Here is a 10,665-nt window from a genome sequence, read left to right on the forward strand (position 1 = left end):
CCTCATAGAGTGCGGGAAAACAAATCCGTCGCCAGAGCGCCAACCGGCGCGTGTTGGCTGTTGAAGCCGTAAAAGGCATGCGGCGTCGACCGCAGGATGGCGTCAATGACTTCCGCCGTCAGGTTAAGGTCTTGCAGGTTTCGGACACTTCGGCCGAAATCCGTTGAATCTTCGAATTGAGTGTGCGGCCAGTCACTGCCCCACATCAGGCGTTGCGGCCCGAAGACGTCGAGCAACTCTTCGCTCGCGTCGTGCATAAATGAGGTAGCGGGGTTGGCGCAGCGGTAAGCACCGGAAATCTTGACCCATACGCGGCCCGAGGCTCTGAAGCCGAGCAAGTCTCGAAAGCCGGGGTCGATCGTCCCTTGGTCGGGGTCCGGCCTGCCGAAATGGTCCACGACGACTCGCAAGCCGGCTTCCAACAGTGGCTCGATGAGTGGCCTCAGGTCGCACGCTTGCCGATGAAGTTCAACGTGCCAGCCGAGCTCCAACAGGCGACGCCAGAGCACGGTCCAAGGAGCCGCCGTCAAATCCGGAAGTGGCTGACCTATCAGATTGAGCCTAATGCCCGTTACGCCGCCTTTGGCAAATCGCGCGAGTTCGTCGTCGGAGATGTCAGGAGACACCACCGCAACGCCACGCAGCTTCGACGGTTCGCTCGCGAGCGCTTCGAGCAGATGGCTGTTGTCGGTACCGAGAAAGCTAGGTTGAACGAGAACGCCATAGCCAAAGCCGTGCTGCTTCAGCAACACGAGGTAGCTTTCCAGCTGTGCGTCGTAATTAGGCGTATAGCGTCGCTTGTGGGCCAGTTGCAGGCTGCTACGAAAAACGTGAGCGTGCGTGTCAACGAATGAAGGCATCGATGCAGGTTTGAGGGGTGTTGCGCTCATCGTTGACTCCGTGCGCTTTTAAGGGCTAGGTCGGCGCCGTTCGTAGGTATGGCTGACTTCTCGGCAGTGGTCGGACGCAACCGCTTGCCGCGCGTTTCCGGAAGGAGCAGCACCGATACCATCGCGATGCCATATGCGACCCCCGCATCGATGCCAATAGCTGCGCCCAGTGACATCGAGTGGCTCATGTAGCCAACCAATACAGGAAAGCCCGCGGACGCGATGCGACCAAAGTTGTAGCAAAAACCAACGCCCGTACCGCGCATCTGAGCCGGGTAGAGCTCGTTGAAAAGCGCCCCGAGACTTGCCGGAATCCCGGCTGAGAAGAAGCCGAGGGGGAAGCCTAGAACGAGCATTTGTAAATTGCTCAATGGCAGCATGACGTACGACAGAACGGTAACGATGCAGCAGAGCGCAAATAGTGCGATGTTGCGCCGGCGCCCGATGCGATCAAGCAGGTAGGCACTCGCCATGCACCCGCACCAAAACGCAATGATGACCACGGCCAAATATGCGCCAGTGTTCAGGACCGAGAGGTGCCGCTCCTTGGACAGGAAAGTAGGCAGCCAGGTCATGATGGCGTAGTAGCCGCCATGCGCCCCTGTGCCCAGAAGCATGCCAATGAGGGTCGTCTTCAGGACTTGCGGCCGGAAAACCTCAGCAACTTGAAGGAGAATTGGCGTTTGGGTCTGTTTCTCGGGTGTTGAGAAACGCGCCGGCTCACGCAAATTGCGCCTTACGTAAAGCACGAGGATGGCAGGCAGCAGGCCGACGCCGAACATCACGCGCCACGCTGTAGCCATCGGGAGCCAGGAGAACGCCACGGCGTATAGAAGGACTGCTGCGCCCCAGCCGACCGCCCATGCGCTTTGCACCGCGCCCATTGCCTTCCCGCGGTTTTCAGGACTGATGGTTTCAGCCATCAGCACGGCGCCGGCCGCCCATTCGCCACCGAATCCGAACCCTTGCAATGCCTTGAACGCAAGCAATTGGGGAAAGGTCTGAGCGAAGGCGCAAATGAACGTGAACGCCGAAAACCAAAGAATAGTAATTTGGAGTGTGCGGACCCGTCCTAGCCGGTCCGAAAGCGCCCCGGCGAGCCATCCGCCAAGTGCCGACGAAACCAAGGTCACGGCGCTGATAGCCCCCGCTTGCGTATGGTCAATGCCAAACGCCGCGACGATAGCGGGAATCGCTAATGTGAACATCTGGACGTCGAGCGCGTCCAGACCCCAGCCGGCGAAGCAACCCCAAAACGTCATTCGCTCTACGCGGGTGCCTCGTTTGTACCAATCGAGCATTCCTGTCTCCAACTCATATATTCATGTATATGACTATATGTGAAGAGTGTAGGGATTTTCGGGCGATTGTCTCTGGGGATTAACCCTCGAACCGCTGCGGTGCTACAGTAGAGATAGAGTTGTGGATAACTATATGACCATGAACAGCGTTTCGTTACCCGCCCAGGCGGACCTGCGCCTGCCGCGCTATCAGCTCATCCGGGACGACATCGTGCGTCGAATTGCCGAGGGGCAATGGGCGCCTGGACAGGCGATTCCGACCGAGTCCGACCTCTGTACCGCCTACGAAGTCTCGATTGGCACCCTCCGAAAAGCCATTGATTTACTCGTGGCGGAAGGTGTTTTAACCCGCACACAAGGAAAAGGAACGTTTGTTCGCCGGCCCCGCTTCGACTCTTCCCTGTTCCGTTTCTTTCGCTTCAAATCAGCAGACGGCGATCCAGTGCAGCCGACCGGAAAGATTTTGGACCGCAAGGTTCTGAAACCGAGCGAAGCGATTCGCGCGGCGCTGCAAATGAAAGCGAGCGAGACGAGCATTCGCCTCTCCCGGGTTCGTCTTATCGACTCAGAGCCGGTGCTCCGGGAAGAGATCTGGCTGCCGCGACATCGTTTTGGAGCGTTGGTTACGCTGCCGCTGGACGAATTCGGCGACCTCATGTATCCGCTTTACGAGCGTGCGTGCCGGCAGATTGTGGCCTCGGCGAAGGAGACCCTTACTGTCGAGGAGGCCACAAGCGAGGACGCTGCCGCACTCCGCGTGAATGTCGGAAGCCCGATTATTGTCGTGCAACGGGTCGCGTTAGATTTTGCTGGAACGCCGATTGAGTGGCGAACAACGCGTGGCGCCGCGACCGGCTTTCAATACCAGGTCGACATCCGCTAATCATCCGTACCTTTCAAACGCCGCGCGGCCTCATTCCGCGCCAGCGCGGCGCCCCGATTCCAATAGCTACTTCGCCACCGCCTGAGCCCTGGGAGGCCAGCGAGCTGGCGCGCCTAACGTCGTCCGGGTAACACCCCATAGTCCGCCGATTTCATTTAGAGATATAAAGATATATATGTTTATATCTTGCGTCTCGGCTCGTGCCCCGCTGATGGTGGGGCCTCTAGGCGATTTCCCTTGGAGCGACTGTGGATACCACTTCGATTTCTGAACAGCATGTGATGAGAAAGATGGCTTGGCGCCTGATGCCTCTGCTGATTGTCATGTTTCTTATTGCGTTTATCGACCGCCAGAACGTGGGCTTTGCCAAACTCGAAATGGTGCAGGCGCTCGGGATGACGGAAGCCGCCTATGGTTTTGGCGCATCTCTGTTCTTCATTGGGTACCTGCTGTTCGAGGTACCCAGTACGCTCGCGCTGCACCGATTCGGCGCGCGCACGTGGCTGGCGCGGATCATGATTACGTGGGGCATCATCACAGTCTTGCTTGCCTTCACCAAATCTCTTCCACTGTTCTATTTCTATCGGTTTGCGCTCGGCGTTGCCGAAGCGGGCTTCTATCCGGGCGTCATTTACTACTTGACCCAGTGGTTTCCGCCAAGTTACCGGACACGGGTGCTCGGATTCTTCACGCTCGGCAGCGCGCTGGCGAACATGCTTGGGTCCCTGGTCGGCGGACTCTTGCTTTCGCTCGGTGGGACGTGGGGCCTTCAGGGCTGGCAGTGGGTGTTTGTCGCGACAGGCGCTCCGGCCATCTTGATTGCTTTCGTTGGGTTGAAATACCTTCCGAACTCGGTCAATGTGGCGCCATTTCTCTCGCAGGCAGAAAAAGACGTGGTTCAGGCCGCATTCCAGCGAGAGGCGTCTGCGGAAGCAAAGGCATCGCATCCGTGGGCTGCTTTCATCGACCCTAAGGTCCTGTTGTTTGCTGTCACGTACATGTTGATGTCAACTTCGCTCTATGGCGTTACTTACTGGATGCCGACGCTGGTAAAGAGCTACGGCGTCTCGCCGACGGTCAATGGTCTTCTGAACATGATTCCGTGGGCACTGGGAGCCCTCCTGCTGCTCTGGTTGCCGGGCAAATTGAAGCGCGAGCGTGTGGTACTTCGAGCAATGACGGTAGTAGCCGGCATCGGCGTCGTATGTTTTGCCTCAAGCCTTGTTTTGCCGACTATTTCACTCCGCTTCATCGCGCTGTGCCTCGGCGGCGCATGTATCCCGCTGCTGTATCCGTGCTTCTGGTCAATCCCCCCGCGCTTTTTCTCCGGCGCTCGAGCGGCAGCAAGCGTAGCCGCCATTAACTGCATTGGTAACCTTGGCGGGTTCTTCGGCCAAAATTTGATGCCCTACGTAGGCAAGGTCAGTCATAGCCACGCGGCACCGATGCTGGTTCCCACGGCGTGTCTCCTCGTGCTTGCGATAGGTACGGCCATTGCGCGGTCGGTTGGCGCACGTGGGCAGGCGGCGGTCGGCGTGGCGACCGCTCCGTGAGCTTTTGCCAAAGCGATGAGGAAGGTCCGCCCGCTCACAAACCTAGTTAGGGCACGGGCGGCGCTGAGTGCCAGAGGCGCCGGTCGTCGTGGGGGCATTCGGTCCGCCAGACCATCGCCTCGTTGTTGCTCGCACTTGGAACTTACCCAATCTACGCATTCGCCGAACAACGAACCGGGCAACGGGACTAGTCAAGAGCTACTCGCGTAAGCGGCGACATTCTCCGTACACGGGAAAGAACACATCGGCGTAGCTTTTTCTCTCTTGGGTACCTAACCGGTTACAAGAAGGGCCCATAGGTCAAGAGGTAGAACGGTGAAGCAATCGCAAAGCGCCAGTGAAGTAGTATCGAGGCGCATGAGTGGTTTGCGAATCGAAATCCGTGCCACCCCAATGGTCGCTTCCAAGGGCGAAGCGGTCGTTGAGCGACATGTTGCGCGTGACAGCGAGCGTCCCTTTATGTCTGTGAATCGCACACACAGCGAGATACCGATCTCGTCGAACAGCTTCCTTGTCAGATCGTGCTCGATCAGCAGGCGCCGGAATTTGAGCAGCGTGGTCGCATCCGGCACGTTCTCGACTGCCAGATCGATGCCGGCGAAGCCGCGCAGCGCAATGCTGTCATACAGCGCGTCTTCCAGCCCTTCGTCCGACAGTTCGTACCACTGCTGCAGAAAGTACATACGCAGCATTCGCTCCAGTCCCAATCGGCGGACGGCCTCGCGTGCCCTTCGGGTGCCACGGCACCATCGTCTCCATCTCCGCCAAGAAGCGTTGGCGCCTCGTCACGCGCTTCTTGCCTGCAATTTCCGCTTCCGCGAAGCCAATCTGCTTCTTCATCCTCGTGGGTCCGCTTCGTGAGCTGCCTTCTATAACGTCCGCAGCTACGTGAGCGACGACCGCCGAGCTTCATTAATCAGTGTTTCCCTAGCCCAGGTATGGCTTTTTTGGCGACCGAGCGATCGGCCGTCTGTGCTAACCGAAACGTTATCTACTTCGCTTGCGCGCGTTAAGGGATTCCCCTGAAACCGCACATTTTCCGTTGCGTCACTATGGCGATCCGCGCTAATGTAAGCGCTAACAAATCGCCAGATCCCGCCAACTCTGTCTAAATTTCCATGTCGCTGCTCAAAACAGTCCAAAATGTAAGCGCTAACTCACGATCCGTCGGCACCCGTTACGGCGCGCGCATAGTCGTCGCGGGCAGCACAAACATGGATCTCGTCGCGCATTCAGAGCGTCTTCCGGCGCGCGGCGAAACTTTGCTCGGCGGCGCGTTCGCCACCTTCGCCGGCGGCAAGGGCGCGAATCAGGCGGTCGCGGCGGCGCGTCTCGGGGCATCGGTGACGATGCTCGGCTGCATCGGCGACGACGACTTTGGCGTGCAGCTTCGCGCGTGCCTTCATCGCGAGGGCATCGACACGGCGCACCTGCACACGGCGGACGGCACGTCGAGCGGCATCGCCGTCATCACGGTCGCCGCGGACGGTGCGAACACCATCGTCGTTGCGCCCGGCGCCAACGCCGCGCTCGCGCCCGGTCACGTCGATGCGGCGCAGGACGTCATCGGCGCCGCCGGCATGCTGATCTGCCAGCTCGAAGTGCCGCTCGACACGGTGCGGCACGCGATCTCGGTCGCGGCGCGGAGCGGCACGCCGGTGCTGCTCAATCCGGCTCCGGCGCAGCCGCTGCCGGACGCGCTTTACCGTCAGGTCGATGTTCTCGTCGTCAACGAGACCGAAGCCCACTTGCTGACGGATGTGCCCGTCGACGGCGCGGCGTCCGCGCGCGAAGCCGCCGCGTGCCTGCGCGCGAAAGGCGTGGAGACGGTGATCGTCACGCTCGGCGCAGCAGGCGTCTGGTATTCGGCCGACGCAGAGGAAGGGCATCTCGCCGCGCCGCGCGTCGATGCGATCGACACCACCGCCGCCGGCGACACCTTCGTCGGCGGCTTCGCGGCCGAGCGCGTGCGCGGCGCGAGCATCCGCGACGCGCTCGACTTCGGACAGCGAGCCGCGGCGCTCAGCGTCACGCGGCAAGGCGCGCAGGCATCCATCCCGACGCAAGGCGAAGTGCGGGCGGCGATTCGGTAGACCCGGCTGCGCGCGCCCACAGCCCATTCACACAAAACGATACGGAGACGACAGCATGAACCCGACCCCCGCGCCCGAGCAGGCACCGCCCCGCGTACGCCGCGCCCAGATCGTGGCGCTTACGCTGCTGATGGTGAGCGGCATCGTGAACTATCTCGACCGGGGCACGCTCGCGGTCGCCAATCCGCTGATCCGCAAGGATCTCGGCCTCTCGCTCGGCGAAATGGGGCTGCTGCTGTCCGCGTTCTCGTGGAGCTATGCGCTTTTTCAGTTGCCGGTCGGCGGTCTCGTCGATCGCATCGGGCCGCGCAGGCTGCTCGGTCTCGGCCTCGTCGTCTGGTCGATCGCGCAGGCGGCGGGCGGCATCGTGTCGACGTTCGGCTGGTTCGTCATCGCGCGCATCGTGCTCGGCATCGGCGAGTCGCCGCAGTTTCCGTCGGCGGCGCGCGTCGTGAGCAACTGGTTTCCGCTGCGCGCGCGCGGCAAGCCGACCGGCATCTTCAATTCCGCGTCGCCGCTCGGCACGGCGCTCGCGCCGCTGTGTCTGTCGGTGCTCGTCGTCGAATTTCACTGGCGCTGGGCCTTCATCATCACGGGCGCGCTCGGCCTCGTGGTCGCGGTGATCTGGCTCGCGGTTTATCGCGATCCAAACCCGTCGACGCTCACGCCCGAAGAAGCGCAGTACCTGAAAGGCGACGTCGCCGAGACGAAGCCCGCCGAGCGCCTCACCTTCGCGGACTGGCGCGCGCTCTTCTCGAACGTGACGACGTGGGGGATGTTGATCGGCTTCTTCGGCTCGGTGTACCTGAACTGGGTCTATTTGACCTGGCTGCCCGGCTATCTGACGATGCAGCGCCACATGACGCTGATGCACACGGGCATCGCGGCCTCCGTACCGTTCTTCTGCGGCTTTCTGGGCGCGCTCTGCGCGGGATGGTTCTCCGACCTCATCACGAAGCGAAGCACCTCGCCGGTGGCGAGCCGCCGTAATGCGGTCGTCATCGCGATGCTCGGCATGGTGGCGTTCACCGTGCCCGCCGCGCTCGTCGAAAGCAATACGATCGCGATCGTCTGCATCTCGGTCGTGATCTTTCTCGCCAACGCGGCGTCCGCCTGCTCATGGGCGCTCGCGACGGCCGCGGCGCCCGCGAACCGGGTCGGCTCGCTTGGCGCGATCCAGAACTTCGGCGGCTTTCTCGGCGGCGCGCTCGCGCCCATTCTCACGGGCTACATTGCGCAGACGTGGTCCTTCGTGCCAGCGCTGCTGACGGCCGCCGTGATCGCCTTCGTCGGCGCGATGAGCTATCTGTTCCTCGTGCGCAAGCCCATCGAAAACGAAGCGGCACCGCGCACCCCGGCACGCGCATCCGCATGACGCGCGGCCGTTCAACCTGACCAGGACAACATCGACATGACATTCCCCACTTCTTCCCCGCGCGCGCCGCAATCGATCGAAGGCATCGTGCCCGTGATGCTGACGCCCTTCGACGACGACGGCGCCATCGACTACGCCGGGCTCGAACGGCTCATCGAGTGGTATCTCGCGCATGGCTCAGACGCGCTGTTCGCCGTCGCGCAGTCGAGCGAGATGCAGTTCCTGAGCCTTGCGGAGCGCGCCGCGCTCGGCCGCTTCGTGGTCGAGCGCGTGAACGGCCGCGTGCCGGTGGTCGTGTCGGGCCATATCAGCGACGATCCCGACGCGCAGGCCGAAGAGCTGAACGCCGCCGCGGCGACGGGCGCGGACGGCATCGTGCTCGTGACGAACCACCTCGATCCGCGCCGCGAAGGCACGGAGGCGTTCTCGTCGAACCTGCGCCGCCTCGTGAGCCGCCTGCCGACCGACATTCCGCTCGGGTTGTACGAATGCCCCGCTCCTTACCGTCGCCTCTTGTCCGACGACGAGCTCAGGATGTGCATCGACACCGGCCGTTTCGTCATGCTGAAGGACGTGAGCTGCGATCTCGACACGGTGAAGCGGCGCGTCGCGCTGGCGCAGGGATCGCCGATGAAGATCCTGAACGCGAATGCCGCGATCGCCTGGGATGCGATGAAAGCCGGCTCGGCGGGTTTCAACGGCGTGTTCACGAACTTCCACCCGGACCTGTACAACTGGCTGCGCAACCGGGCCGGCGAGAACCCTGCGCTCGCCGGCGAGCTCTCGACGTTTCTCGTGATCGCGGCGGTCTCCGAGGCGCTCGGTTATCCCGCGCTCGCGAAAATGTATCACCAGCGCATCGGCACGTTCCGGTCGATTCGCTGCCGCGCGATCGATTACGACGTGCGCGAGCGCTTCTGGGCCCTCGATGCGGTGCTCGACAAGATCGTCGAAGGCACGGAGCATTTCCGCTCGCGTATCGCGGCCAGAGCGTGACGCGTGGTTCGCCCGGTTGCGCCGCGAGTAAGATGACGGACTCCCTGTACCAAGCCAAAGCGTCAATGCCTCGCTCCACCGACTCCGTCTCTGTTCCCGAAGAAGAACCGTCGCCGGCCGCGCGGCCCGCGGGTGCGCGCGCCCGCCGCGGCACGGGGCGCACCGTCCTGTCCGATGTGGCGAAACTCGCGGGCGTGTCCACGGCGACCGTATCGCGCGTCTACAATGAGCCGGGCAAGGTCTCTGACAGCGTGCGCGAGCGCGTAGAGCGTGCCGCGCTGGAACTGAATTGGTTTCCAAACGCGGCCGGGCGCGCGCTCGCGTCCACGCGCAGTCATATCGCGGGCATCGTCATTCCGACGCTCGACGATCAGGTGTTCGCGTCGCAGGTGAGCGGCATGCAGACGGCGTTTGCCGCGCGCGGCATCACGCTGTTTCTGGGCTGCTCGAACTACGATCCGAAAGAGGCGCTTTCGCAGGTGCACGCGATGCTTGCGCGCGGCGTGGAGGCGATCGCGGTCGTGGGCGAGGCGCATCCGCCTGCGCTCTTCAAAGCGCTGCGCGTGTGGCGCGTGCCTTACGTCGTGCTGTATGCGTGGCGTGAAGGCAGTCCGCACGATTGCATCGGCTTTGACAATCGCCGCGCATATGAAGAGGTCACCGAGCATCTCGTCGCGCTCGGACATCGCTCGTTCGCCGTCTGCATCCAGCCCACGCGCGACAACGACCGCGTGCAGGCGCGACTCGAAGGCATTCGGATCGCGCTGGAACGACATGGTCTCGCGGTGCGCCCGGAGCATCTCGTCGAAGGCGAATCCACGCTCGATTTCGGCCGGCGCGCGTTGCGCTCGCTGTGGCAGCAACCGGGACAACGTCCGACGGCAGTCATCTGCGGCAACGATCACATCGCGCTGGGCGTGTTGCGCGAGGCGGAGGAACTGGGCATCGCGATTCCCGGGCAGCTTTCCGTCACTGGATTCGACGATCTCGCGATCGCACGCGAAGCGCGCCCGCCCCTGACGACGATGCACGTCGATACGCGTGAGATCGGAATCGTCGCCGCGCGGCATCTGCTCGATGCACTCGATGGCCGCCCGACGCAACGCGGCTATGCCGTGCCGGTGGTTTTGCAAGTGCGCGGTTCGACCGGGCCGTGCCCTGACTTAAGCCTGTGAGCATCAACGGTTGGCGAGCAACATCAACGCATCCAGGAGCGACAGCACCCGGCGTCTTGTTGAGCACGCGGCTGCCGGAACGTTAGCGATGGCGACCGACGACATCGACGCGCCGACCGAGCAGGCACTCGTCGAGGCGACGACGCAAGGCATCACGGGCAAAGCGATGACGCCTTTCGTGCTGGCGCGCGCCTCCTCGACAGCGCGTGGCTCCGGCGCGGACCGCGCTCATCGTCATACAGCAAAGCCGCGCCGCCAAATTCGTGGGCGGTTTCAAACCGAAGTGCAACGAGGGGGTTAATGTTTAGCGTTTTGAGGTTGTCCCGCTGAGGCAAGTGTCGCAGCGAAAACCTCGAATGGCGAATGGAACGCGTGGGTTGCGCGCGGCCGGCTGTTCAG

9 protein-coding genes and 1 pseudogene are annotated in these 10,665 nt (G+C 62.4%); 7 read left to right on the top strand and 3 right to left on the bottom strand.

The annotated features are described in order from the left end of the window. Positions 1 to 2: 2 nt before the first annotated feature. Entirely contained in the window at positions 3 to 890 is an 888-nt protein-coding gene (locus tag AWB75_RS33530; protein WP_061128275.1) for an amidohydrolase family protein, read from the bottom strand. Continuing rightward, positions 887 to 2,191: an MFS transporter gene (locus AWB75_RS33535; RefSeq protein WP_061128282.1), complete on the bottom strand. Its 1,305-nt coding sequence runs from the start codon at positions 2,189 to 2,191 to the stop codon at positions 887 to 889. The genes AWB75_RS33530 and AWB75_RS33535 overlap by 4 nt, the downstream gene beginning before the upstream one ends. A gap of 139 nt (positions 2,192 to 2,330) precedes the next feature. Between AWB75_RS33535 and AWB75_RS33540 the strand changes: the two genes are divergently transcribed. Both AWB75_RS33540 and AWB75_RS33545 read left to right on the top strand, forming a co-directional pair. Continuing rightward, entirely contained in the window at positions 2,331 to 3,074 is a 744-nt protein-coding gene (locus tag AWB75_RS33540) for a GntR family transcriptional regulator (RefSeq protein ID WP_061128283.1), read from the top strand. 248 nt (positions 3,075 to 3,322) lie between these two features. Continuing rightward, the gene (locus tag AWB75_RS33545) at positions 3,323 to 4,627 is read left to right on the top strand and encodes an MFS transporter (RefSeq protein WP_407642195.1); all 1,305 of its coding nucleotides are present in this window, start codon (positions 3,323 to 3,325) and stop codon (positions 4,625 to 4,627) included. Between the two features lie 431 nt (positions 4,628 to 5,058). Here AWB75_RS33545 and AWB75_RS33550 read toward each other — a convergent pair. Continuing rightward, a pseudogene (locus tag AWB75_RS33550) lies at positions 5,059 to 5,467 on the bottom strand (transposase); the annotation flags it as partial. A 350-nt stretch (positions 5,468 to 5,817) separates the two neighbouring features. Here AWB75_RS33550 and rbsK point away from each other — a divergent pair. From rbsK to AWB75_RS39365, 5 genes are all read left to right on the top strand, one after another. Beyond that, a complete protein-coding gene (gene rbsK, locus AWB75_RS33555; protein ID WP_268807891.1) occupies positions 5,818 to 6,720 on the top strand; it encodes a ribokinase in 903 nt (300 codons plus the stop codon). A 55-nt stretch (positions 6,721 to 6,775) separates the two neighbouring features. Further along, positions 6,776 to 8,095: an MFS transporter gene (locus AWB75_RS33560; RefSeq protein WP_061128278.1), complete on the top strand. Its 1,320-nt coding sequence runs from the start codon at positions 6,776 to 6,778 to the stop codon at positions 8,093 to 8,095. 36 nt (positions 8,096 to 8,131) lie between these two features. After that, the gene (locus AWB75_RS33565; protein ID WP_061128279.1) at positions 8,132 to 9,091 is read left to right on the top strand and encodes a dihydrodipicolinate synthase family protein; all 960 of its coding nucleotides are present in this window, start codon (positions 8,132 to 8,134) and stop codon (positions 9,089 to 9,091) included. Positions 9,092 to 9,156: 65 nt separating this feature from the next. Continuing rightward, positions 9,157 to 10,266, top strand: coding sequence for a LacI family DNA-binding transcriptional regulator (locus AWB75_RS33570; protein WP_096031711.1), 1,110 nt, complete (start codon positions 9,157 to 9,159; stop codon positions 10,264 to 10,266). 88 nt (positions 10,267 to 10,354) lie between these two features. Continuing rightward, positions 10,355 to 10,567 carry a hypothetical protein gene (locus tag AWB75_RS39365; protein ID WP_061128280.1) on the top strand — a complete coding sequence of 71 codons (213 nt, stop codon included), beginning with the start codon at positions 10,355 to 10,357 and terminating at the stop codon, positions 10,565 to 10,567. Positions 10,568 to 10,665: the final 98 nt, after the last annotated feature.

The organism is Caballeronia catudaia (genome assembly GCF_001544755.2).
In the GTDB taxonomy this organism is placed as follows: domain Bacteria; phylum Pseudomonadota; class Gammaproteobacteria; order Burkholderiales; family Burkholderiaceae; genus Caballeronia; species Caballeronia catudaia.